16 protein-coding genes are annotated in these 25,525 nt (G+C 44.0%); 1 reads left to right on the top strand and 15 read right to left on the bottom strand.

All coding sequences use genetic code 11. The features are described 5' to 3' along the window. Positions 1-35: 35 nt before the first annotated feature. From sov to ruvB, 8 genes are all read right to left on the bottom strand, one after another. The gene (gene sov / locus AC13CC_RS14370) at positions 36-7,142 is read right to left on the bottom strand and encodes a T9SS outer membrane translocon Sov/SprA (protein ID WP_482877709.1); all 7,107 of its coding nucleotides are present in this window, start codon (positions 7,140-7,142) and stop codon (positions 36-38) included. A 5-nt stretch (positions 7,143-7,147) separates the two neighbouring features. After that, entirely contained in the window at positions 7,148-7,729 is a 582-nt protein-coding gene (ruvA, locus tag AC13CC_RS14365) for a Holliday junction branch migration protein RuvA (protein WP_482877708.1), read from the bottom strand. A gap of 20 nt (positions 7,730-7,749) precedes the next feature. Next, positions 7,750-10,047, bottom strand: a complete 2,298-nt coding sequence (locus tag AC13CC_RS14360) for an NADP-dependent malic enzyme (protein WP_482877707.1) — start codon at positions 10,045-10,047, stop codon at positions 7,750-7,752. 166 nt (positions 10,048-10,213) lie between these two features. Beyond that, positions 10,214-11,137 carry a tRNA epoxyqueuosine(34) reductase QueG gene (gene queG / locus AC13CC_RS14355; protein WP_326277077.1) on the bottom strand — a complete coding sequence of 308 codons (924 nt, stop codon included), beginning with the start codon at positions 11,135-11,137 and terminating at the stop codon, positions 10,214-10,216. Between the two features lie 395 nt (positions 11,138-11,532). Continuing rightward, positions 11,533-11,943 (bottom strand): DsrE family protein, encoded by a 411-nt coding sequence (locus tag AC13CC_RS14350; RefSeq protein ID WP_326277076.1) that lies wholly within the window; start codon positions 11,941-11,943, stop codon positions 11,533-11,535. A gap of 3 nt (positions 11,944-11,946) precedes the next feature. Beyond that, the gene (locus tag AC13CC_RS14345) at positions 11,947-12,624 is read right to left on the bottom strand and encodes a Tat (twin-arginine translocation) pathway signal sequence containing protein (protein ID WP_482877705.1); all 678 of its coding nucleotides are present in this window, start codon (positions 12,622-12,624) and stop codon (positions 11,947-11,949) included. A gap of 12 nt (positions 12,625-12,636) precedes the next feature. Further along, a complete protein-coding gene (locus AC13CC_RS14340) occupies positions 12,637-13,710 on the bottom strand; it encodes a c-type cytochrome (RefSeq protein WP_482877703.1) in 1,074 nt (357 codons plus the stop codon). A gap of 202 nt (positions 13,711-13,912) precedes the next feature. Then, the gene (gene ruvB, locus AC13CC_RS14335; protein WP_482877701.1) at positions 13,913-14,935 is read right to left on the bottom strand and encodes a Holliday junction branch migration DNA helicase RuvB; all 1,023 of its coding nucleotides are present in this window, start codon (positions 14,933-14,935) and stop codon (positions 13,913-13,915) included. 126 nt (positions 14,936-15,061) lie between these two features. Between ruvB and AC13CC_RS14330 the strand changes: the two genes are divergently transcribed. Further along, positions 15,062-17,314: an acyl-CoA dehydrogenase family protein gene (locus AC13CC_RS14330; protein WP_482877699.1), complete on the top strand. Its 2,253-nt coding sequence runs from the start codon at positions 15,062-15,064 to the stop codon at positions 17,312-17,314. Between the two features lie 3 nt (positions 17,315-17,317). On the opposite strand, the gene AC13CC_RS14325 is transcribed toward AC13CC_RS14330, so the two are convergent. The 7 genes from AC13CC_RS14325 to nrfD form a co-directional block, all read right to left on the bottom strand. Then, positions 17,318-18,142: a GIN domain-containing protein gene (locus AC13CC_RS14325; protein WP_326277071.1), complete on the bottom strand. Its 825-nt coding sequence runs from the start codon at positions 18,140-18,142 to the stop codon at positions 17,318-17,320. A gap of 123 nt (positions 18,143-18,265) precedes the next feature. Next, the gene (locus tag AC13CC_RS14320; protein WP_482877696.1) at positions 18,266-20,089 is read right to left on the bottom strand and encodes a cytochrome c oxidase subunit I; all 1,824 of its coding nucleotides are present in this window, start codon (positions 20,087-20,089) and stop codon (positions 18,266-18,268) included. 37 nt (positions 20,090-20,126) lie between these two features. Continuing rightward, a complete protein-coding gene (locus AC13CC_RS14315) occupies positions 20,127-21,251 on the bottom strand; it encodes a cytochrome c oxidase subunit II (protein ID WP_482877695.1) in 1,125 nt (374 codons plus the stop codon). A 33-nt stretch (positions 21,252-21,284) separates the two neighbouring features. Beyond that, on the bottom strand, positions 21,285-22,622 hold the full coding sequence (locus tag AC13CC_RS14310) for a quinol:cytochrome C oxidoreductase (protein WP_482877694.1): 1,338 nt from the start codon (positions 22,620-22,622) through the stop codon (positions 21,285-21,287). A gap of 17 nt (positions 22,623-22,639) precedes the next feature. Continuing rightward, entirely contained in the window at positions 22,640-23,209 is a 570-nt protein-coding gene (locus tag AC13CC_RS14305; protein WP_326277069.1) for a c-type cytochrome, read from the bottom strand. A gap of 4 nt (positions 23,210-23,213) precedes the next feature. Beyond that, positions 23,214-23,741, bottom strand: a complete 528-nt coding sequence (locus AC13CC_RS14300; RefSeq protein WP_326277068.1) for a DUF3341 domain-containing protein — start codon at positions 23,739-23,741, stop codon at positions 23,214-23,216. A 2-nt stretch (positions 23,742-23,743) separates the two neighbouring features. Then, positions 23,744-25,495 carry an NrfD/PsrC family molybdoenzyme membrane anchor subunit gene (gene nrfD / locus AC13CC_RS14295; RefSeq protein ID WP_326277067.1) on the bottom strand — a complete coding sequence of 584 codons (1,752 nt, stop codon included), beginning with the start codon at positions 25,493-25,495 and terminating at the stop codon, positions 23,744-23,746. Positions 25,496-25,525 lie beyond the last annotated feature (30 nt).

Genomic DNA, 25,525 nt, shown 5'->3' with positions numbered 1-25,525 from the left:
CGACAAAATGGAAGAAAAGCGGATAACCTTATGTATTAGTTTCCAAAGTTGTACCGCAACGTAAAGCCCGCATTGATGGTTGTTTGTGGAAATGCCGTGGAAACCGCGAATTCCGAGAAGGAATGATCATAGAAGAACAGCGCGTTCAAACTTTTGCTCAGGGCGTAATCGGCAGTGAACTTGATGGACATTAATTTTTGCCCCGAGGTGATTTGGTTGTTGTCGACATCCAAATTACGGATTATGGTAATGTTATCGCGCAGTGAAAGATCCGCTTTCAGGTTCAGGTCCCCTTTCAATCTGGTTTTCTCACCTCCAATGTTGGTTACGAATTTTACATCCTTAAAACGATAACCAAGCCCCAGGGTGTATTCGTTTCCGTTGATTTCCGTCAACAAATTGTTATCAAAACTCAAGGACAAGGTTCTACTGGTTCGCACTTCGGCCAAGAAGCTGAAGGAGTTCTGCATTTCAAAATCCACGCGCATCAACGGACTGAACTCATCCGTAAGCACCACGTTATTAATTAGTGTTTTGGGAAGCAAATCCCCATTTTCAGCATCAAAAGTGGTATTCTGACGTTCCAAGTTGGTCTGAAATGAATTGACACTGTATGCTGCACGGTACCCATGACTCAAGGAAAAACGCTTGAATTTCTTTTTAAACCATCGGTTGTTCATCAATCCTGTATACTTAATGTTCCAGTTGGGGATTGGAATATCACGGAAGGCATCCATATTTACACGTTCTACATCCTGTCCGGTGTAGGCAGCGAAGAATGCGGGAAGCAATACTTCCTGCTGTGTTTTACCATAACGCTCCGGGAAACCATCCTCATCCAATTCCCCTGGACTCTCGCCTCTATCGGATACCAATCTGTTGGCAATGGTTATTCTATTTTGTTTGAATTGTTCAAAAGTCTCTGAATCGAACTCGTCGCTTTTATTGAAGACCGTTCCGATCATTACCGTGGAGATACTAAAGTTGCCCATTTCATTGATCAGTCCATCCTGCCCGTTCATCCATGCTTCTGGACTATAACTTTCTTGGGAAGAACTCATATAATTTCTATCGGCACTCAAATCTATGGTCAAATCTTGGGTGGGCTGTGCCGTAGCGGTAATGTTCAATTGCTTGTTGGTGTTTTGCATAAACTGACGGCTATACTCGGGATAATCCGTCAACCATCCGTTACGTGCAGCTTCAAACCTCACATCGGCCTGACTTCCGAACACAAAGCCCAAAGTTGGGCGAGTTGTACCAATGAATCCAATGGATTGGGTATACCCTGGCAGTACGGTACCGCGGTTTTCGCTATAGTTTACGTTAACGCGCTTTACCATGGTAACAATATCCACCAAGGTATTGAAACCCTTACTTGTTTTTCTTGGTCCATCGGCAGCAGTTTCGCCATTTGCGGGATTACCCGCTTTATCCCTTCTGATTGCAGCTTGGTTTGCCGTTACTTTGCCATCACGCTTCTTTAGACCCAAAAAGTCATAAAAACGCTGCATGCTCATATTGGCCGTTAAATTATGGGTACTGGCGTTCTGGACGGTGTTAATGTCTTCGTTGGCTACCTCGCGCAATGCATCGCCCCCGCGTTGCCAATCAAAATTACTGGTGTAGGTGTACTGTGCATTTATAAAATTGAGGAAGGGTATCTTGCTAAAGGGCAGTTCGTAGTTCAACTGCATTTGCTGTGCATGTCTGTTTGGCTCGCCTATATCAAAAAACCCATCCCAAAGATCAAGCGCATCGTTTATACCGGAATCGGGATTTTCATCCACATTAAAATAATTGCGGACAATATTATTGTTGGACGCGGTCAGATTCAACCGCAACGATTTTGTAATGCTATAATTGAGGGCATATTGCCAGTTGAACAAGTAATTTCGTTGTTGCAGCAATGGCAATTCCAACGCATCTACGCCAGGCTCCAGCACATCCCGATATCGCTGTTGGTTAAAAGACCGGTTGTAATTTGCATTTACGGAAAGACTTGTTGGCAGTGCATTAAAGTTCAAGTCCTTTAACCATTGCCAATATTTGCCCGTAAGCATGGAATCCTTTTTGGCAAAAGGTGCCACGGGAGCAGGTTTAAAGTTGTGGTTGTACACAAATCCGGTGGAAACATTCTGGTCACGAAGTTCCGCAATCTCAAAATCCCTGTGATCTGTTTCGTTATAGGAGTAATTAAAAGTAAGGTTTTCCACATCGAAGAAGTTTTCCTCGGCTTCCTCTCCCCTATTTTTCCGTACACCGATCAAGTTGATACTGGTTCGTTTCGTATAATCTTCGGCCTGCTCTTCTATATCCTCTGCCTCTTCTGCCGTTGAAGCCGCTGCAACCCTATCATCCAATCTTAAGTCGTCATAAACGGGGTCGAACTCTGGAGTAATGAGTGTTTCGGATATCCCATAATTGAACGGCAATTGCAGGTTCCATTTCTTTGGAAACAACTGCCCCACATTTACATTGGTCACCACATCGTAAGAAATGGCATCTTCCAAGGAACGCTCCGTAGGAGTTTGGTCAATGGAACCAAAGCCCGATGTGCTTCTGCTTCCTGTTGCCGTCACATTGGCAAAATCGGCCATGTTGGCGTCCAAAGCAGCGGTAGCGGCCCACCCTCCATTATTTTCAAGACCTGCCAAACGAAGCTCATTGAACCATACTTCCCCACGGGCCGGAATATCATCAATGTTTTTAATACCGACCATCATGCCACGAATACTGCCCAAAGATGGATTACCACGAATACCGATACGAACGGTGCCCGGGGTTCTTGGGGCAAACCCATCCACTGGCACGGCCTCACCGTCCACAATTTCGTAGTATTTGATTTCGTCCAAGGTCTGATCGGATATTCCTTTGGATTTAACTTTGCCCAAATCGCTCAATGCGACGTCAATTTCATTTACATCGGGCCAAATTTCATCTGCGGATGAAGCCCCAAATGGGGTAAATTGAAGCGGTAGCTCTATTTGATAGAAGTTTTCGGAGAAATCGGTACCGATTCTCAGAAAACCGACCAGTGGTGTATCACTATCTGAATAATCGGTATTGAATATTTTTTCGGCGTGCATGAACATTTTAAGGCGTTCGTACTGTCGTACATCAACATTTACATTTTTGAACACTCCTCGGGAATCCTGAGACTCCAAATTTTCCACAACAAAGGACAAGGATTGCTCATTCTGGCGGATAATGGTATTGTTATTGTTCAATTGTTCCCGCACAACACCAGGGGGCAATACATAAGGTATGGGTTGCCTTCCGTAGTTTTCTTCAATATTCACGGTATTCACATCGATTACCGTGGCATCATCCGAAGGATCGTTGTCCACATTGGGCTGTAAGGAGTTGGTATAGGTCCTCCAATCACCACGCACCAAATCCAAGGTTGCAAAACGCAGTACCACATCATCCGAAAATCCGGTAAGGTACATCCTCATAAAGCTAATGGATCTAAAATCCGAGATTCCACCTATGGCATCGGTAAAATCGCTCAATGGTATTTTATATTGTATCCACCTACGGTTCAATTGTGTTCCGTTGGGCAGTGTCGGGGTTTGCCCTTGGCGTATATCCGTTACATATTTGTCGTCGATGGTAGTGTTGGGTTTTATCTGAATACGGTATTCGTAGTAGCTGTTCACCGTGTTCATGGTCAAATCCCGGTCAATATCCTCCACATCGGGCAAAGTTGTGGAACCTCTATTGGTATTTGTTACGGAAACCGGGGAATTCCCTTGCGTATTGTTAAAGTCAAAATAACGGTCCAAGATGCCACCTTCCCTATCCAAGTAATATTGATAGTTATCCAAAGCAGGGTCTTCCGCCGGACCATTATAAATTGCAGCCTCTTGGGCGTCACCGTAGCCATCCAGACCAAGGTCTTGAGCTGTTCTGTTGGCCTCATCGGCATCAAAGGCATACACCAAAGATTGGGTCGATGGCACTTGGCCCCAAGCGGTTTCCCTTGGCACTTCGTTGTTCGTGCTTGCGGGAAGTCCGTTTTCATATTGCTTACGACCATCTTTTAAAATGTCCTCGGAGATATTGCCCAAATTAAGCACCAATTCTCCTGCATTGGCATCGGTTGTTTCTCCATCAATATAGGGGTCCAACACCCAAAACTGGACAAATTCCACATTGGATTGCTCAAAGTTGGTACTGCTCAAGGGTCTCATAATACCGCCCCACTTGGCATCTGGGGTTTCGGATTCAAAACTTGGATTGGCATTGTAGGGCCCTTTTTCGTTTGGGTAATACACAATATCCAGTGTGCTTTGCACCTGCGTTTGCCCTTGGGCAATATCGGTTTCGGTAAACACCTCATCAATAAACACCCTACGGGTGGAGTTCAGGGAAATATCGTTGTCCGACAAGCCTGATGGCCTCTGATTGGTATAGAAAATAGGGTCTATGGTGTACCACGCCATTTTTGCACGCTCGTAGCCTACATCAATTCCCGTTCTATCATCCATAAACTCAACTGGCGGACTGGCCAAGGTCCATCCCAAAGAGGAGCGGATATCGATCAAGGCCTGTGCTCCTTCAAAATCATCCAGGTAGGTGGTGGTTTCACCCCTAAAATCCGCGTTTTTTGGTGAATTGGGCCGCAAAAAGGCCACTTCGCCCCTCAACGAGAGGTTGGAGGGCACATCGGTATCAATATTTGGCAATTTGTTTGCCAATCTGGTCAAAAAAGGGATTTCGGTACTGAAGTTTCCATTAAGTCCGAAAATGGTATTGTTAACAGGTTCTATCCCGTAATTTGATTTTTGGGTAAGGGGACGCTCGTTCAAGTTGAGCAAGGTACCGCCCAAAACAAATTTATCGTTGAACTTATGTTCTACATTGACCCCCGCAAATCGACGTGTTTGTTGCCCAAATACGGCATTGTTCTCTACAGAAATATTGATGGGGGTATTGGATGCCTCTAAGCTTGGGTCCAAAAGTTGCACCGTTCCCGCTTGATAGTTCACCGTATAATCAATGCCTTCTTGCAATTGACGCCCCCCTGCGGTAACAGTAACGGAACCTTGTGGCACATTAAAAGCCCCGATGGGAATACCATTATTGGATTGGGAGGTGTACCTTCCCTTTATCTGAAAGCGGTTTTTTTCGGCATTCTGCAACGAAGCCGCCTTGGTTTTTGCGTACATGTTGCGGAATACGTAACGCCTTTGGTTGGGGTTGTACCCTTGGTCGTTATCCACATCGTAAACCCCACCTCCCAATTTCTCAAAAAGGTATTCCCCAAAGGGTTCGACCTTTGTAAAAATAATCCGTCCGGATTGTGAGTCAACAGTGATTCCTTCCACATAGTCAAAAAATCCATCCCCGCCCGGTTGTACATCATTATAGGTGTTCAAACGGTCTAAATTGAACACATTGAGCAATATCTGGTCTTCCAAGCCCGAGGGCCAACCTGCATTGGGGTCTACCGGCGTAATATAGTTTCGTGGTGTTGGGTCGGAATAAAGGATGTTCAACTTAAAATCCTCTTGGTTCAATTGATATGCCCCGGTTGAGTAGATGTTTTTCATCATCAAATCCCAAATAGGGTCCTCCACATTGGTAATGTTGCTTTTCAGTAATTTTAAGACCAATGAATTATTTTCGACAAAACTTGTGTTGGCCGAAACCGATGTCGCATCAACCCCACCATTGGCAAATTCGCCCACCTGATAAACCTCGCCATTGTACGTATACTGAAAAGCCACACCCAGTACCTCATCATTGCTCAAGCTCTGGCTCAGGGAGATATATCCCAATTGGGAATCGAACTCATAATCCCTTCCCGCCTCCAATTTTCTGGCATTTTCAAGAATCGCATAATCAAAACCTTGGTTTACGGTATATCCCGGAACATTGAATCCGGAATCCACCGTAGCGATATCTCGAATGGATTGTGTCAGCGCCCCGCTTCCGATTTGATTGGGATCATAGGCATTGGCCCCGTTCTGAGGAAGCCCACTTGCCACAGCAGAAGGATTAAAAAACCCTGCCGGGTCACCATTGTTGGCCCCAATTCGGGTATTATCCGAAATGGCCTCTCCCAAATCCTGAATGGCCACAACATTTCTAACATTTTGTGTTTGCTGGTTTCGGTTGGTCACCCAAACCTCCAAACGGGTAATTTGCACTTGCGTTTGTATAAAGGGATAAAATTCCAATGCACGATCATAATTATCGCGAAAATAATGGGCCAGGAAAAAGTGCCTGTCCTCATCGTAATCCAATGCGGTCAGGGAAAACTCGTTTACAGTACCCCCACCTTGGGCAACTACGGTATTGTTTTGTGATCGTTGTTCGGAAAAAACAGCGGTAACCGTTGTTTTTCCAAACTGGAGTTGTGTTTTTACCCCGAACAAACTCTGTGCGCCCGTAATCAAAGAACTGTTAAGGGGCATACTTACGTTACCTACTTCAATTTTTTGAAGAATATCATCCTCGGTCGGGCTATAATCGAGTTTTACCAAATTCTGGAAATCGAATGTGGCTTCGGTGTCATAATTTGCAGTTACCTGAAGACGCTCGCCCACTTTTCCCAATAAACTCAAACTGATGCGTTGGTCAAAATCAAAAGAAAGATTGGTTCTGTTCCTGGGGGATAGGGCAGGGTTGTCATTTTTTTGCCATAAAATCCCCAAATCCATGGCAACCGACCCTTGTGGGATCACCTCAATGCTGTTCCCTCCAAAAATGGTCTCAAAAAAGTTGCTGTTCACATAAAAGTTGGGCAACAAGTTTCTTCTTGCCTCTTCACTTCCTTCTTTCTTCCCTGCATAGGCATCTGCCTTTTGCTTAAAGTAGGATTTCATCTGCTCCTTTTCAACAAGGTCGTAATATTGTTCCGGGGTAAGGATTACAGGATAGTTCACGTTAAAATCCCCTATGCTTTCCCTGTAAACGTACGTATTGGTTTTGGGGTCGTAGGTGTATTTTGCAACAATGCTATCGGGGTTTTCCATGATAAGACGGCCAAGCTCAACTCCCGTCTTGACAGAATCCTGAGCCTGCTCGTTGGTTTCCTGTGCCATCAGATTGGTTATGGACAGCAAACAAACAACAAAGAATATGTACTTAAAGCGCGTTGGTTTAAGTATTGGTTTTGCCCCTTTTTTCAAACTAGTTACAAATTTTTCAGCGCCAGTTTAATAATGTTCTCTACGCTTAGCGAAGTATCTTGGGAAACTACCTTGTCCACCACCTTTTCAGATTGCTTTCTGGTAAAACCAAGAACCTCTAATGCAGATAACGCTTCTTCTTTATTTGTATTGTTTGATTGTTGTGAAACTTCGCCCATGTCGTAGACTTTTAAAATCTTGTCTTTAAGATCCAAGATTACACGCTGGGCCGTTTTGGCGCCAATCCCTTTAACGGACTGGATTGTGGGCACATCCCCATTGGCTATGGCATCCCTTACATCGGACGGTGAAAGCGAGGATAACATGGTGCGCGCAGTACTGGCACCAACCCCTGAAACCGATATCAATAAACGGAACACTTCGCGCTCCGCTCGCTCCGCAAAACCGAACAGGGTATGGGAATCTTCCTTTACCAATAAGTCGGTATAAATAAATATGTTTTCCTCATCCGGAAGCAGGGAAAAGGTGTGCAACGAAATGTTTAAAAAATACCCAACCCCATTGCACTCCACAATGGCATAGGTTGGATTTTTCTCTACTAGTTTTCCTTTTAAATGGGTAATCATTTTTCAACCACGGTTTTTGGTTATTCCCCTTGCATTTTCGCTATTTTTCTTTTCTCTCGTTCTTGGGCATCTATAACGGCCACCGCAGCCATGTTCACCATTTCGTCCACACTGGCTCCCAACTGTAAAATATGGGCAGCTCTTGTAAGCCCAACCATAATTGGCCCGATGGAATCGGCATTGTTGAGACCTTTCAACAATTTGTAAGTGATATTGGCGGATTCCAAGTTAGGAAAAACCAACGTATTCACTTTTTTACCCGATATTTTGGAGAACGGGAAGTTTTTGCTGCTCATCTCGGGATCTAATGCAAAGTCGGTCTGAATCTCTCCATCGACCACCAAATCCGGGTTTCTTTCGTGCAAGATTCTCACTGCCTCCCTCACTTTCTGTGCATTCGGGTGGCTGGATGAACCAAAGTTGGCGTAAGAAAGCAATGCCATTACTGGATTAAAACCAAAGGTCTTGGCTACATTGGCCGTCATTTGGGCAATTTCCGCCAACTCTTCGGCATTGGGATCAATATTGATGGAGGTATCGGCCAAAAAGAGGGGCCCTCTGTCGGTTATCATAATATTTACCGTACTCGCATTTTTCACATTTTTGGCACGCCCCAATACTTCAAAAACAGGACGAAGCACTTTGGGGTAAGATCTTGAGTAACCGGAGATCATACCATCGGCATCCCCTTCCTTGAGCATCATGGCGCCAAAATAATTACGTTTGCCCATGTTTACCCGAGCACTGTACTTGGTCTCGCCCTTTCTTTTTCTCAGTTCCCAAAGTTTCAAGGCATATTGGGTCCTCATCTCACTGAATTCATCGGAGCGAGGGTCTATAATGGGAACTTCAGCGTCAAATTCGAGTTCCGCCTTTAAATTTTCTATGGTTTCCTTATTTCCTAAAAGGATCGGGATACCTATACCCTCATCATGCACAATTTGGGCAGCCTTCATTACGTCCAAAAGTTCAGCTTCAGCAAAAACAATGCGTTTTGGATTCACTTTGGCCCTATTGTGAAGCAACCGGACAACTTTGTTGTCATTACCCGATCTTTGGTAGAGTTCCTCTTCATACTTTGCCCAATCTTGTATGGGGAATTTCGCCACGCCACTGTCCATGGCCGCTTTGGCCACAGCAGGTGGAATTTTGGTGATCAAACGGGGATCAAATGGTTTTGGAATGATGTAATCACGTCCAAAGGTCAACCTAGTGGCATCGTAAGCGATATTTACCTGTTCCGGCACGGGTTCACGGGTCAAATCGGCCAAGGCCCTTACTGCGGCCATCTTCATTTCCTCGTTGATCTTGGTTGCCCGCACATCCAAAGCCCCTCTAAAAATAAAAGGAAAGCCCAACACATTGTTCACCTGGTTAGGGTGGTCGGAACGGCCTGTTGCCATAATAATGTCATCCCTGGTCTTCATGGCCAAATCGTACTCAATCTCGGGATTAGGATTTGCCATGGCAAAGACAATGGGATTTTCGGCCATGGAATTCAGCATTTGCGGGGAAACAATATCGGCAATGGAAAGTCCAATGAACACATCGGAATCTTTCATAGCCTCCTCCAAGGTATCTATCTTCCTATCGGTGGCAAACTCTTTTTTCTCCTCGCTCAGGGTTTCCCTATCACTTCGGATCACTCCCTTACTGTCCAGCATTACAATATTCTCTGTCCTGGCCCCAAAGGCTTTGTAGAGCTTTGTACAGGAAACCGCCGCCGCTCCCGCTCCACTTACTACAATTTTAACTTCTTCAATTCTTTTTTCGGCAATCTCCAAGGCATTCAGCAAAGCGGCGGCGGAAATGATCGCGGTCCCGTGCTGATCATCGTGCATTACGGGAATATCGAGTTCTTCTTTCAACCTACGTTCAATCTCGAATGCTTCGGGAGCCTTGATATCTTCCAAATTGATGCCCCCGAATGTTGGGGCAATCGTCTTAACGGTCTCTATGAACCTATCCACATCCTTGGTATCCAGTTCAATATCAATCCCGTCGATGTCGGCAAAGATCTTGAAAAGCAAGCTCTTCCCTTCCATAACGGGTTTAGAGGCTTCCGGCCCAATATCCCCCAAGCCCAAAACTGCGGTTCCGTTGGAGATTATGGCAACTATATTGCCTTTTGCGGTGTACTTGTACACATCGTCCTTGTTCTTTTCAATCTCCAAACAAGGTTCGGCCACCCCCGGGGAATAAGCCAATGCCAGGTCCCTTTGCGTAGAATAGGGTTTTGTTGGTACAATCTTGATCTTGCCCGGTTGTGGTTTTGCGTGGTAGAGTAACGCTTCCCTTCTTTGTTTTTCCTTGCTCATATTGTCGAAAATGAATGGGTAAAGTTAGGGTATTCCAAGGTTTTATAGGAAGATCTATGGCAATCAATTTTTTATTGGTGCTTTATGTACAAAACGAACGGTTTTTCAATTCGTTGATTCTGTTTTCAATATAAATATGAGCAAAGGATAAAATGAAGGTGTTCGTTTATTTTTTTAAGAAATCGACATTGCGTTTAAGGCCGGACAGTTTTGTTCTTTTTACCGCTGATTTTTTGAAGATTTTTTTAAAGACATCCTCTGTAATCTCTTCCCAGTCCTTTTTGGTGAAGGCCAATAATTCTGGGTTTGGATTAAAAAGAGGTTCGCTATGGGATTTGGAAAAGCGGTTCCATGGACACACATCTTGGCAAACATCGCAACCAAACATCCAATCATCCAATTTACCATCAAATTCGGAGGGGATTTCGTTCTTTAGTTCAATGGTCAGGTACGATATGCATTTGCTGCCATCCACCACATAGGGTTGCACAATGGCATCGGTTGGGCAAGCATCCATACAAGCAGTGCAGGTGCCGCAGTGGTCGGTTACGGGGGTATCGTATTCCAGGTCCAGGTCCACGATCAGTTCAGCTATAAAATAAAAGGAGCCTACTTGCTGGGTAAGCAGATTGCTGTGCTTACCAATCCACCCCAGACCACTTTTTGCGGCCCATGCTTTGTCCAGTACAGGCGCAGAATCCACAAAGGCCCGCCCATGCACCTCCCCGATTTCTTCTTGAATAAAGTGGAGCAGGCTTTTGAGTTTGTCCTTTATCACAAAGTGATAATCCATGCCATAGGCATATTTGGAAATTTTGTAGGAATCCGGATTTTGCTCTTCGGATGGGTAATAATTCAGCAATAGGGAAATAACGGATTTGGAACCCTCTACCAATTTTGTTGGATCAAGCCGTTTGTCAAAATAGTTTTCCATATACTGCATTTCGCCATGCATGTTCTGGTTGAGCCATTTCTCCAAACGGGGCGCTTCTTCTTCCAAAAATTCGGCCTTCGAAACACCGCACGACAAAAAACCGAGGCGCTTGGCTTCGGTTTTTATTAGTTCTGTATTTTTTTTCCTGTTAGGCATGTCCTTGTCTATGCAGGGAACGAATTTAACGGATTAATATCAATTTGCCGTTTTGGGACCTATATCCGAGCCTGTTTCCTTAATTGGGGTAACGGGAAACCACCTTGTCGACCCATCCGGTATTCGCTGCCCAGCACAAACAATATACCTTATCGTCCACCACATAACTGTTCAAGCATTCAAAATCCGGCATTTTTTCAAGGACGGAGCAGGATTTTTGGAGATTCCCTTGAGCCCATCTTGGGTGAGTTGGCCCGCATTTGGGATATCCCTCTCGATCAAATAGGCTTTTAATACACACTTGGGCTTGGTCGGATATTATATGTAAATACTCTTTTAAAAATGAAAAACCGAGGTGGTCTTCCCTCGGTCTTTGTCCACTAAAGACAAATTGATCACTGAGCTTCCTTAATATAGCCCCAGCCTTGTTTTTGCTTTATGACCAACTCATAAATGCCATCGGGCACGGAACCTACTCCGGGAATGAGGTCGTCCATGGTCATTTTATGCTTTTTCATGGTCTGTTCACAAATCACTATGGACACATTGTCCCTATTGACTATAGTTGACAAGGTTTCACCGGCCACAGATGACTTTTTATCCACCATTTTAAAGGCGCCACTGTAAACCACCAATTCAAACTCCGATTCTGGATAGGCTTCGGCCATTAATCTTAAATGCTTGGCCGCTGTTCTATGCACATCGGGATTACTGCTGGTTACATCAAATACTACTTTGATGGGTTCGTTTTGTGCCAAAATCAATCCTGACACCATCATCACTAAAAATAAAAGTATGTTTTTCATCTTTTAAATCGTATTTCCTGCAAAAATGTATCCACAGCCTTCCTCTTGGGCCCTGCCCAGTGCCCAAACGCCAGAGGGGACAATCTGAATTTCGGGCAGAACAGCTGCTTTCCACTCTTCGTAAACTTCATTGGGATCCCTGTCCATTTGTTGTGCAACTGCGCCACTGTATACATTTAGCGCCAGATTGCACACGCAGAACATAGCCCCTCTATCCATCAGATCTTTGATTCCTTGAATGACCGGCAGCGGAAAATCACCCTCCTGTGGTTCGTAGTATGGATTGCGATCGTATACTGTACCATCGGCTTTTTTTACATGGAACATTTCACCCAGTGGGTATGCTTTCCAAAGATCATCGTGCAAAGCAAATGGAATGGCGTCATGCCTTAGAACGGTCATCGCCGTAATTTCATCATCGGTCGATCCCATTTCATTGTTTGATAGGTAATAGGCCCAGTTCCATATAATGGGAAAGCCGCTGTGTGGATACGAGCCATCATAAACAATACGGTGTTTCCCTTTTATTGATTTCATCCAAGCCTCGGCATCATTCATTTCTAAATGTGTAAAATCCGTCATTCCCGCAAAAGCAGGATTGGTAAAAGCCGACAATGTGGATGCCGTGGCACCCAGCATCATCGCTCCCATAAAATTCCGTCTTGATCTTGTTGTTTTCATTGTTACTAGTGTTTATTTGGATTTACTTAATTGATATTCTTTTTGGTAATACTCCATAATAGGCTGGAAAGGTCCTAACTGATGTTGTTCTTCAGAAAAAGGGTCCAAGTAGGGACCATAGGGAGTGGATACGGGCTTTTTGACCAAGTCTGGAAAGTCTGCCGCCCTATTGGGCTTTGTTGGTCGGAGTTTTTGGTTGATGTAACCTGCTACATCATAGGCCTCTTCATCGGTAAGTATGGGGTTGTCAAAGGTGACACCAAAAGGCATATTGCCCTTTATAAACTGGGCCGCAGTGATAACGCGGGTCATTCCGGCACCGTTATTGTAAGAATCGCCCCCCCATAAAGGAGGGTATAGGTATTGATCGTTTTCCGCCAAAAGCTGTCCTTGACCATCAGCACCATGGCATTCTACACAGGTATTTTCAAAAACCCTTTGCCCATGGACTAGATCAACGGCTCTATTGGGGATTTCAACTTTTAAAAAGCCTTGCCCTTCTATTTTACCGTTTGATGGAGCTGCTCTGCCCAACCAATCCATATAAGCAACAAGAGCTTGCATTTCAACGCTGGATTCCGGCATTGTCCTGCCATTCATGCTTCGTTCCATACATCCATTGATGCGTTCCTCAATGGTTCCCATTTTGTTTTCGCGCCCGCGAAACTGGGGAAAGCGTTTAACGACTCCGATCAAAGGAGCTGCATAGGGCTTGGTGCCGCCGTTTAAATGACAACTGGCACAGGCCAAATTATTTCGTGCAAATGCTTTTGAAGAATCCTTTTGTTTGGGGCCAATATGAAGCGATGTATTCCTGAAAATATCGAAACCCAACTTGATTTCTTCGTTTTTTCCGGAAAATGGAAGATTGTTCACATCATAGTCCATGTAATACACATCGTCGGGGAACTCCACGTAATGATTATTCGCTCCGAATCCAAACCCTGCCATAAGAACGGCAAATGCCAAAACAATGATCAACCCCATACAAATACCGATTTGCATGCACAACCTTCTTATTTGTAGAGATAAGGATTGGAAATCTCCCTTTTCGGGGACATTGTTTTTCTTAGAATGTTTCTTCATGGTTCCCTATAATTTCACCACTAGCATACAGCTTTAATGGTAAATATTTGGGAAGTTCAGTGTATATGATCAGTGGTTATATTGGGCAGGACCATCTATCCAAAAAAAATAAAGCCCTTATAATCAAAGAAGCCTATTAAAGTACAAAAAGTTATGGTATAACAGTTTCTTTTCACCAAGAATTTTTTGTAGGTAAAAGGGGTTAAAACAAACCTCCCTCAGTACCGCCCTTTACCTTTCCCAAATGGGTATAGGCGAGCTCGGTTACTTCACGGCCCCTTGGGGTGCGCATAATAAACCCTTGTTGAATCAGAAAGGGTTCGTACACTTCTTCCAAGGTTTCCGCACTTTCGGACACCGCCGTGGCAAGTGTAGTGATTCCTACAGGGCCTCCCTTGAACTTATCGATAATGGTCGTCAATATCTTGTTGTCCATTTCATCCAGACCATGGGCATCCACATTGAGGGCTTTTAGCCCGAATTGTGAGATTTCAAGGTCAATGTTTCCATTGCCCTTTATTTGGGCAAAATCCCGAACCCTGCGCAGTAGTGCGTTGCATATTCTGGGAGTTCCCCTGCTTCGTCCTGCAATCTCTATGGCTGCATCGTTTGTAATGGGTACCTGAAGTATTTCCGCACTACGTTCCACAATGGTGGACAACAGCTCGGTGTTGTAATATTCCAACCGGCTCTGAATTCCGAATCTTGCCCGCATGGGCGCGGTAAGCAATCCAGACCTAGTGGTGGCCCCTATCAAGGTAAACGGACTAAGGTTAATCTGGACGGTTCGGGCGTTGGGGCCCGATTCGATCATAATGTCGATCTTATAATCTTCCATGGCGGAATACAGATATTCCTCCACAATGGGACTCAACCTATGGATCTCATCAATAAAAAGGACGTCGCGTTCTTCCAGGTTGGTCAACAGTCCGGCCAAATCTCCCGGTTTGTCCAAAACAGGGCCAGAGGTAACTTTAATGTTCACACCAAGTTCGTTGGCCAAAATATGGGCCAAGGTGGTCTTTCCAAGCCCTGGAGGACCATGAAAAAGTGTATGATCCAAGGCTTCGCCCCTTAGGTTGGCCGCTTGCACAAAAATCTTGAGGTTTTCCAATACCCGGGCCTGCCCGGTAAAGTCATCAAAACTAACGGGCCGTAGAGCTCTTTCTATATCGAATTCTTCCGGGGAAAGATTTTCACCTGTTGGATCTAAATTCTCGTTCATAGTTCAACAAATATAACTGAAAACCCTATCCACCTAAAACCATATCCACAAAAATACCCGTAGGGATGGAACTTAAAAATCTAAACCTTACCTTGGAAAGGTATAATTGCATCAACACAACTTTATATGATTGCCACAGATTATTCCATAGGAATCTTACAATACATCCCTTTTTTCTATGTGATTTGGTCCGATGATTTGCTATCTGCTTCAGAAATCTCGGTCGTACAAAAAGTGATCCAACTGGATACATCTTTGAATGCGGATGAAAAACATCAATTACAGAGATGGTTAAAAAGAGATGCCCCTCCTTTTGATGATGAAATCAAGAACTGGAAACAGACCATTGCCAATTCCAAGGTAAAATTGATCGAAAGCGACACCTACCCGCTTTCTTCCCTTAGCCAACGCTTGGTCAATGGTGAAAATCTGAACGATCATTTAAAACATATTGAAGTCCATTTGGGCATTCAGCCCAATCACTACAATCATTTGTTTGATGTGGAAGTAGTACATGAAAAAACTTCCGATGAATATGAGGCCAACATTCTGGATGAAATTTTAAAGGGAGAACATGCTAATGTGGTTGATGATTTCAGGTGTTTTTTGGACAAGCCCGATTTTTCATGGCAGGTTTTAAGACACAAAGAAGATTTTAGGAACAGGGTTTTGCATCAAGTCCAGCTTTTGGGGGAAGCAGGGTATGGCGCCTTGGCCTACCCAGCTGAATATGGCGGAACCGGGAACATGCCTGCCTATGCGGCTATTTTTGAGCACTTAATGTTTGTGGATGGTAGTTTGGCCGTAAAATTTGGGGTGCAATTTGGTCTTTTTGGAGGAAGCATCCAGAAACTGGGCACAAAAAAACATCACGATCAATACTTGGCCCAAGCCGGGGAAACCAAGTTATTGGGCTGCTTTGCCATGACAGAAACCGGGCACGGCTCCAATGTGCGTGGCATTAAAACCACCGCTACGTTTGAAAAATCTTCCGATTCGATTATTATACACACGCCCGGAAAAAATGACAACAAAGAATACATTGGCAATGCCTTACATTCCAAAATGGCCACCGTTTTCGCCCAATTGATCGTAAATGGCAAAAATGAAGGCGTTCACGCCATTTTGGTTCCACTCAGAAATGAAAACCATGATACTTTGAAAGGCATTACCGTTGAGGACAATGGGTACAAGTTGGGGTTAAATGGCGTTGATAATGGAAAAATCTGGTTCAACAACGTAAAGGTGTCGAGACAAAACCTGCTTGACAAATACGGGGAAATACGGGATGACGGTACTTACTTTTCCTCCATTAAAAATCCGAACAAGCGATTTTTCACCATGCTGGGAACATTGGTCGGCGGACGCATTTGTGTGGCCCGTGGCGCCCTTGGAGGTAGCAAAATGGCCTTGTCCATCGCTGTAAAGTACGCCCTGGACCGCAGGCAGTTCAATGATAATGTAAAGGTTCAAGAAGATTTGATCATGGACTATCCCACGCATCAACTAAGGCTTACTCCGGCGATTGCTGGCGCTTATGTGTACCATTTTACCCTGGAAGAGATGATGAAGCGTTACAGTGATGATTCCCAACCCGATAAAAGAAAAATTGAAACCCAAGTGGCGGGTTTAAAATCCATTATAACCTGGTTTGCCAATGAAACCATCCAAGAATGTCGAGAGGCATGCGGTGGGAAAGGGTATTTATTGGAGAACCGAATTGCCGATTTAAAAGGCGACGTGGATATTTTTACCACATTTGAAGGTGACAACACCGTATTACTGCAACTGGCGGCCAAGGGCATTCTTTCCGATTTTAGGGCCGAATTCAACAGTGCAGGTTTTGCATCGGTATTAAAACTTTTGCAGACACAGCTTTCGGATAAACTGACAGCCATTAATCCGTTGTACTCCAACAAAGTTGATGCGAAGCATCTGTACAATCCAAAGTTTCACAAGCACGCTTTTGACTATCGTACCCGAAGATTGACCTATAGCTTGGCGATGCGGATTCGAAACTATATAAAAAAAGGGATTCCTTCCTATCAAGCTTTCTTAAAGGTACAGACCCATTTATTGGCTTTGGGAAAAGCCTACAGTGTGGAATTGGCTTACAACATCTTCTGTGATCACTATCAACAACTGGAAGATTTAAAATACCGTGCATTACTGGAGAAGGTAGGGTGTCTCTATGCACTCGATCAAATTAACCAGGATGCCAAATGGTTTTTGGAACAGGGGTATATAGGCGGAACAAAATCAAAAGCGATCCGACAACGGGTAGAGAGGTTATCAACTGAGCTCAGACCGCATATCGAAGTCTTGGTGGATGGTTTTGGCATTCCAGAACATTGCCTAACCGCCCCGATCACAAAGTAATTTTTATTCTTCCTTTTTGATTAGTTGGGAGGTATTCAAAAACTCCGATATGGTAATTTTTGGGGTTCCATAAAGGTATATTCCGGAATTTCCCGTGGCGTTGATATTAATATCGCCAAATGCATACACCCTGGCATTGGCATTTCCGGCAATCGTAAGTGTACAGGAGCCTATTTGCATACCTTCGCCCCTGTACTTGGCAGATTGCAGTAAATTTACCTGTAATCGTTCGGATGTGCCCTCCATGGTCAAGGAGGAATTGCCCTCGAGATCCAATGCTCCAGTATTGAGTTGGGCATAAACATAGGCTTGGGCCCTTTTGTTCAGGTCAATGTTCAAAGAATCTACTTCCACATGAAAATCCCCGCTGCTCGTATCTTCCAGATTTATATCCATTACTGCAGCATTGGCCTTTATGTCGAATTTGGTGTTGTTGAACCCATCCACAAACAATTCGTTGGATTGAATTACATCCTTGGAGAGAATACTGCCATTTTTTAAGGTGATTGCCTGCAGTTCGGTATAGTTAACGGTTATTTGCAATTCTTTTCTGGCCGTAATATTGTAATAAGAACTGATTACCAAAGTTCCATCTTCCACTTCAAATTTTAGTATGTCGACCAAATTATCATCCGCGATAAGGTGATATCCTGGACCCAATGCTCTATTGAGTGTGATTTCAAGGTCATCATTTAACATAATGGCAGTAAAGGGCGGAAGTTCCTCGCTTATTTCAGTAACGATTCTACTGCCTTTTATTTTGGGTTTACGTTGGGCAATGGAAAGTATCGGGGTCAATATCAACAGTAGGATTAGTAACTTTTTCATGACGGTTCTCTTTTTGATGAAGGGAAATGCTTTTTAAAGATATGCAATTCACTTCAAAATCTATTCCAACAAAAAAAGCCCATCCAAAAACGGACGGGCCTTCTCACTAATATAAATGTATTCTTAATGGTTGAGTTCTTCTTCGTTCTCTTGAAGTGGAACGTTTTGGGGAACAAAATCCTGTCCTGCAATAATGTACTCTCCATTTTCGTATGTTTTACTGTAATCGTAGGCCCATCGGTAAACGTGTGGAATTTCACCCGGCCAGTTTCCGTGGATGTGTTCCTGTGGCGTTGTCCACTCCAATGTGTTGGAGCCCCATGGGTTAACGGGTCCTTTTTTACCGTAGAAAATACTTGAGATAAAGTTGTAAACGAATATCAGCTGCGCCAAACCTGCAATGAGTGCAAATACGGTCATCAATACTTGGACGTTTGTCAACTCATCGAACATTGGGAATGCCGTATTCTCGTAGTAACGACGTGGCACACCTGCCATTCCCACAAAGTGCATGGGGAAGAATACCCCGTAGGCACATACTGCGGTAATCCAAAAGTGGACATAACCCAAGTTCTTGTTCATCATTCGTCCTTGGAACATTTTCGGGAACCAGTGATAAATACCAGCGAACATACCATACAAGGCCGAAATACCCATTACCAAGTGGAAGTGAGCTACAACGAAGTAGGTATCGTGAACGTTGATATCCAAAGTGCTATCTCCCAAAATAATACCTGTAAGACCGCCTGTGATAAAGGTTGATACCAATCCAATGGAGAACAACATTGCAGGGTTCAACTGCAGGTTGCCCTTCCAGAGGGTCGTGATATAGTTAAATGCTTTTACTGCTGAAGGGATCGCAATCAAAAGGGTTGTAAATGTAAATACAGATCCCAAAAATGGATTCATACCGGACACGAACATGTGGTGACCCCATACAATAGTGGATAGGAATGCAATTGCCAAGATGGATGCAACCATCGCCCTATATCCAAAGATCGGTTTTCTTGCGTTGGTGGACATTACTTCGGAAGTAATACCCAAAGCTGGCAACAATACGATATATACCTCCGGGTGGCCCAAGAACCAAAACAAGTGCTCGTACAATACAGGGGAACCTCCTTGGTAATGCAATACTTCTCCTTGGATAAAGATATCCGATAAGAAGAACGATGTTCCGAAGCTTCTATCCATGATCAATAACAAGGCTGCCGACAACAATACTGGGAAAGAAACCACCCCGATAATAGCGGTCACAAAAAATGCCCAGATCGTCAAAGGCAAGCGCGTCATGGACATTCCCTTTGTTCTTAGGTTGATTACCGTAACAATGTAGTTCAACGATCCCAACAATGAAGATGCGATAAATATGGCCATGGATACCAGCCAAAGGGTCATACCCATACCAGAACCTGGCTGAGCCATGGGCAGTGCACTCAATGGTGGATAGATGGTCCAACCTGCTGCTGCAGGTCCAGCTTCCACGAACAATGAAATAATCATGATCACAGAGGATACGAAGAACATCCAGTAAGAAACCATGTTCATGAATCCTGACGCCATATCCCTGGCACCGATTTGCAATGGAATCAACAGGTTACTGAAAGTACCGCTCAATCCCTGCGTTAATACAAAGAACACCATTAATGTACCGTGAATGGTAACCAATGCCAAATAGATATCGGCATCCATTACACCATCTGGAGCCCATTTGCCCAAAACAGCTTCAAAAACCCCAAAGGATTCGCCTGGCCAAGCCAATTGCATTCTGAACAGCAATGACATGGCTATACCGATGAATCCCATAATAAGACCAGTAATGAGATATTGCTTGGATATCATCTTATGGTCCTGACTGAAAATATATTTTGTTATGAAGGTTTCCTTATGGTGATGTCCGTGATCATCGTGGTGATCATCGTGATTTACATGGGCTACTTCAGACATATTCCAAATAATTTATTTCGTTATTCTCTTTTGTTTGTTATTCTACCGAAGCTGTTTCGCTCAATTCGATATCAGCATCATCTTCCAAGTTAAGTGCTTGCTCCGTGTCATCGACCATAACAGTTTCTTTAAAGGTTTTCTGTTCAGCAAGCCATTTATTGAACTCTTCCTCGGTTTCCACTATAATCTTCATCTGCATGTTATAATGGGATTTTCCGCATATTTTGTTGCACAGCAATACGTAATCGAACTCCCACGGTTCGTTATTGGGTATCCCTTCTGCTGCCTTTTGTGCCCTAATGGCATTGGTTCTTTTTACCTTGTCCACAACATCCGGGTTTAAACGCATTTCCTCTGTTGTAACTGTTGGTGTAAAAGAGAACTGGGTAATCATACCGGGCACACAGTTCATTTGCGCCCTAAAGTGAGGCATGTATGCAGAGTGCAGTACATCTTGCGACCTCATTTTAAAGTTCACTTTCCTTCCTACGGGCAAGTGCAGTTCCTTAACTATAATATCGTCTTCGGCGTTGGGGTCGGACTCATCCAAACCGAGCACATTGGCATTGGCAATATCGATCAAACGAACATTGGCTTCACCAAGAACGTTGTCATCTCCACCGTATCTGGCAGTCCAGTTAAATTGTTGTGCGTAAAGTTCCACGACCAACGGATCATCATCATCATTGATGTCCATGATATTGGTCCAAGTGTACAATCCCCATAGGATCAGACCTGCCAGTACAATTACTGGAATAATGGTCCAGATAAACTCCAATCGGTCGTTATCGGCAAAGAATAGTGCCTTTTTACCTTTTTCTCCCCTATACTTATATCCAAAATAGTGGAGCAAAGCTTGGGTTATGGTTTGAACAAAGAATATAATTGCAAAAGAGACCCACATCAATTGGTCATAATCTGCCCCGTGCTCGGATGCGGCCTCAGGCAAAAGCATCTTATAATACTTGGCAAAACTGAAAATAGTTATTCCGTAAATAAAAATCAGGAAGGCGAATAAAAGATAGCCGTTATTTTTATTATCGGAATCGTTCGCGATCTCATCGTACTCTGTTTTAGTTTGCGATAGTTCAAAAATCTTGGTCATCTGCCAAATTGCAATCGCAACCAGTACTAAAACAGTTAATGTTAATAATGCAGTCATCGTATATCTATCTAAGACTTAAATCGTATTGTATTAATAATGAAAATGTCTACTCTCCTCAATAAAAGGGTTTCGCTTGGGCTGCAATGGTGCCTTTGTCAAAGCTGTGAACACCCAGAACACAAACAAACCTCCGAAGAACAAAATACCACCAATCTCTGGCAAGCCAATATACCATTGGTCGCCAACTGTTGCGGGCATTATCATATTAAATATATCCATATAGTGGCCAAATAGTACCACAATACCTGTCATGATTACAAACCAATTGATTCTTTTGTAATCACTGTTCATAAGTACCAATAATGGGAATATAAAGTTCAAGGCCAACATTCCAAAGAACGGCAGTTTATAATCTTGAATCCTCGCCACGAAATAGGTTACCTCTTCTGGTATATCAGCATACCAAATCAACATGAATTGGGCGAACCAAAGGTAGGTCCAGAAGATACTGATACCGAACATAAACTTGGCCAAATCGTGGATATGGCTGTCATTTACATCTTCCAAATATCCTTTTGACTTTAAGTAAACGGTTACCATTGCAATTACTGTAATGCCCGAAACGAACATACTGGCAAACACATACCATCCGAACAGGGTGCTGAACCAGTGTGGATCTACACTCATAATCCAGTCCCAGGACATCATGGATTCGGTTACCAAATAGAATACCAAGAAACCAGCGGACCATCTGAAGTTTTTCACAAAGTTGCTGTTATCATCGGACTCATCCTGTGCCAAGGACAGTTTTCTTGAATATTGGCGGTAAAAAATCCATCCACCCAAGTATATGGCCGCTCTTATCAAAAAGAAGGTCGGGTTCAAGTATCCGGCTTTACCTTGCAGCAATTTATCGTGTGCCACTACTTCGGGATCCATCCATACAAACATGTGGTTCATGTGCAATGTGGACAACAACAAAATCACAAATACGATGATTCCGCCCGGAACCAGATAAGCTGTAATTCCTTCCATGACCCTAAAGAGCAATGGGGACCAACCTGCTTGTGCGGCGCGCTGTATGGCATAAAATGCCAAGACACCCAATGATATCATAAAGAAAAAGAATGCAGCTACGTATAGTGCGGACCATGGCCTATTTTGCAATTGGTGCAATAAATGGGTGTCGTGGGATGCGTCGTGTTCTTCCCCATGAGAAGCTTCTGCACCGTGACCTTGTTCTTCACCATGGCCATCGGTTGCTTCCTCTGCATGCCCACCACCATGACCATCGTCATGTACTGCTACCATGGCCTTGGCCTCTTCTACAGTTGATGGGGCAGACATAAAACCAATTACAAGGAATATAAATCCAAGCCCCATGGCTATGAAAGATCCTATTCTAAGTTTGTTTGAAAAGGTGTACATAGTTTCTTCTTATCCTATTATTTTGTTAGGTCTTCCTTTAACTTCATTACATATTCGGACACTTGCCACATCTCCTCCTCACTGGCAAACTGAGAGGCGTATGAGCCCATGGAGTTCAATCCGTAATAGATTGTGTGATATGTGGTTCCAACTGTAATATCCCTAGCTACGTCATCATAGCTGGGAACACCCAATATTTTTTCTCTCTTCACAAGATTGCCCTGCCCATCTCCTTTTGGCCCATGGCATACGGCACAATAAATTGCATAAAGCTCTGCTCCTTTTGCCAAGTTCTCTTCTTGTTTCAGGGAATCCAAAGGGCTTTTGTTCAATCTTGCTAGTTCCTTACCTTCCGGAGTGTTTTCAAACCCATAGGGCATGTATCCTCTGGAAATGGTACCCTCTGGTGGCAAAAGGGCCTCTGTCCCATCGGGGAACAACCCATTGTCCACACCTTGATAGGTCTCATATCCTACAGGTTCGTACATGTTTGGCATGAATTGGTAGTTTGGACTGTTCTTGTCCGCGCAAGAAGTTGCGAACATCACCAAGACCAAAGCAACACTTATTTTACCTAATTGCTTCATATTATTAAGACTCCTTTTCTGTAACTTTTACTTCTACCGCACCTGTTTCCCACAACAAATCGGCAAGTTCATTTTCGTTATCGTGCAACCCTATTTCCATTAAAAAGTGGTCGTCGGTTGTACGTTTATCGGGGTTTTCCGCTTTTTTGAACGGCCACATTCTACTTCTTAGGTAAAAGGTGATCACCATTAAGTGGGCTGCAAAGAAAACCGTAAGCTCGAACATGATCGGAACAAAGGCCGGCATGTTTTCCAAGTAACTAAAGCTTGGCTTGCCACCGATGTCCTGTGGCCAATCCTCGATCATGATATAGTTCATCATAACTACGGCAACCGTCAACCCCAAACATCCGTACAGGAAAGAGGTAATAGCTATCCGGGTATCCGCCAGTCCCATCGCCTTGTCCAGACCGTGAACAGGAAACGGAGTGTACACTTCCTCAATATGATGGTGCTCTGCCCTAACCCTTTTTACGGCATGCATCAACACATCGTCATCGTTGTAAAGTGCTTGTATAACTTTTGATGCCATAATTATTTTTTATCGTTTAACAACTTTGCTTGACCGGCCCAATCATCGCGCTGTGCACGACCTGGGAATCTTCCTGTAATGGAGTCCAGCAAATCATACTCTTTTTCTGTCATTCTAGCGACCTGTACATAGGTAAAAATACCTATCTCGTTCAAGGTACGTTCCATTTCAGGGCCCACACCTTTTATTTTTTTCAAATCGTCGGGGGTTTCTGTTGCCGAATCAAAAGTTCCGATAGCGCTCAACAGTTCAGAAACTCCTACTTTATCGCCAACCGTTGGTTTGGGCTCGCCCATCAAAACATCATCGGCAATAGGCTCATCGTAGCTGACCACCTTGTTTACACCTTGTGGCATTTGATACAAAGGTTTTCCCGCATCCCTTAGTTTTTTGTATTTCTCCCCCGATGATTTCAAGATTGATTTTACCTCAGCCTGTGCAATTACAGGAAATGTCCTTGAATACAACAGGAACAGTACAAAGAAGAATCCGATGGTTCCGACAAAGATTCCGATATCCACAAAAGTCGGGGAGAACATGGTCCAAGAAGACGGCAAGTAATCCCTGTGCAATGAGGTTACGATAATTACGAAACGCTCGAACCACATACCAATATTCACTACAATAGAGATAAAGAAAGAGAACATGATGCTGGTACGCAATTTTTTGAACCACATAAACTGTGGGGAGAACACGTTACAGGTCATCATGGACCAGTAAGCCCACCAGTAAGGTCCTGTAGCCCTGTTCAAGAAGGCGTACTGCTCGTACTCCACACCGGAGTACCATGCAATGAACAACTCCGTGATATAGGCACATCCTACGATGGATCCCGTAATCATGATTACAATGTTCATCAATTCGATATGCTGTACGGTGATATAGGCTTCAAGGCTGCACACTTTTCGCATAATGATCAAAAGTGTGTTCACCATGGCAAATCCAGAGAAAATCGCACCTGCAACAAAGTACGGTGGGAAAATCGTGGTGTGCCATCCTGGAATTACCGAGGTAGCAAAGTCAAAGGATACAATGGTGTGTACCGAAAGTACCAAAGGCGTGGCCAAACCGGCCAATACCAAGGAAACCTCCTCAAAACGCTGCCAATCCTTTGCGCGACCTGTCCAACCAAAGCTCAACAGGCTATATATTTTCTTTTGGAACGGTTTTACCGCTCTGTCGCGAATCATGGCAAAGTCAGGTAAAAGACCTGTCCACCAAAATACCAATGATACCGAAAGATAGGTTGATATCGCAAACACGTCCCAAAGCAAGGGCGAGTTAAAGTTCACCCAAAGCGAACCGAATTGGTTAGGAATGGGAAGTACCCAGTAACCCAACCATGGACGTCCCATGTGGATAATCGGGAACAAACCTGCCTGTACAACCGAGAAAATGGTCATCGCCTCTGCAGAACGGTTAATCGCCATTCTCCATTTTTGACGGAAAAGCAAGAGTACAGCCGAAATAAGTGTACCTGCGTGACCAATACCTACCCACCATACAAAGTTGGTGATATCCCAGGCCCAGTTAACGGTTCGGTTAAGACCCCAAACCCCAATACCCGTGGAAATGGTATAAATGATACATCCTAGACCCCAGAGGAATGCCACTAATGCAATGGAGAATACAATCCACCATTGTTTATTGGCCTTTCCCTCAACCGGACGGGCAATGTCCACTGTTACATCGTGGTATCCTTTGTCTCCGACCACTAAGGGCTTTCGAATAGGTGCTTCGTAATGCGACGCCATAATTTATCTTCTAGTTACTTCTTTTTTATT

The sequence above is a fragment of the Flagellimonas sp. L-11 genome, from assembly GCF_056857735.1.
Note: the sequence above shows the minus strand (reverse complement) of the source record. Positions and strands in the feature narration are given on the sequence as shown.

Coding starts and splice junctions, on each gene's coding strand:
- ruvA (WP_482877708.1), bottom strand. CDS start 7,729: ATGATTACCCATTTAAAAGGAAAACTAGTAGAGAAAAATCCAACCTAT.
- AC13CC_RS14360 (WP_482877707.1), bottom strand. CDS start 10,047: ATGAGCAAGGAAAAACAAAGAAGGGAAGCGTTACTCTACCACGCAAAA.
- queG (WP_326277077.1), bottom strand. CDS start 11,137: ATGCCTAACAGGAAAAAAAATACAGAACTAATAAAAACCGAAGCCAAG.
- AC13CC_RS14350 (WP_326277076.1), bottom strand. CDS start 11,943: ATGAAAAACATACTTTTATTTTTAGTGATGATGGTGTCAGGATTGATT.
- AC13CC_RS14345 (WP_482877705.1), bottom strand. CDS start 12,624: ATGAAAACAACAAGATCAAGACGGAATTTTATGGGAGCGATGATGCTG.
- AC13CC_RS14340 (WP_482877703.1), bottom strand. CDS start 13,710: ATGAAGAAACATTCTAAGAAAAACAATGTCCCCGAAAAGGGAGATTTC.
- ruvB (WP_482877701.1), bottom strand. CDS start 14,935: ATGAACGAGAATTTAGATCCAACAGGTGAAAATCTTTCCCCGGAAGAA.
- AC13CC_RS14330 (WP_482877699.1), top strand. CDS start 15,062: ATGATTGCCACAGATTATTCCATAGGAATCTTACAATACATCCCTTTT.
- AC13CC_RS14325 (WP_326277071.1), bottom strand. CDS start 18,142: ATGAAAAAGTTACTAATCCTACTGTTGATATTGACCCCGATACTTTCC.
- AC13CC_RS14320 (WP_482877696.1), bottom strand. CDS start 20,089: ATGTCTGAAGTAGCCCATGTAAATCACGATGATCACCACGATGATCAC.
- AC13CC_RS14315 (WP_482877695.1), bottom strand. CDS start 21,251: ATGACTGCATTATTAACATTAACTGTTTTAGTACTGGTTGCGATTGCA.
- AC13CC_RS14310 (WP_482877694.1), bottom strand. CDS start 22,622: ATGTACACCTTTTCAAACAAACTTAGAATAGGATCTTTCATAGCCATG.
- AC13CC_RS14305 (WP_326277069.1), bottom strand. CDS start 23,209: ATGAAGCAATTAGGTAAAATAAGTGTTGCTTTGGTCTTGGTGATGTTC.
- AC13CC_RS14300 (WP_326277068.1), bottom strand. CDS start 23,741: ATGGCATCAAAAGTTATACAAGCACTTTACAACGATGACGATGTGTTG.
- nrfD (WP_326277067.1), bottom strand. CDS start 25,495: ATGGCGTCGCATTACGAAGCACCTATTCGAAAGCCCTTAGTGGTCGGA.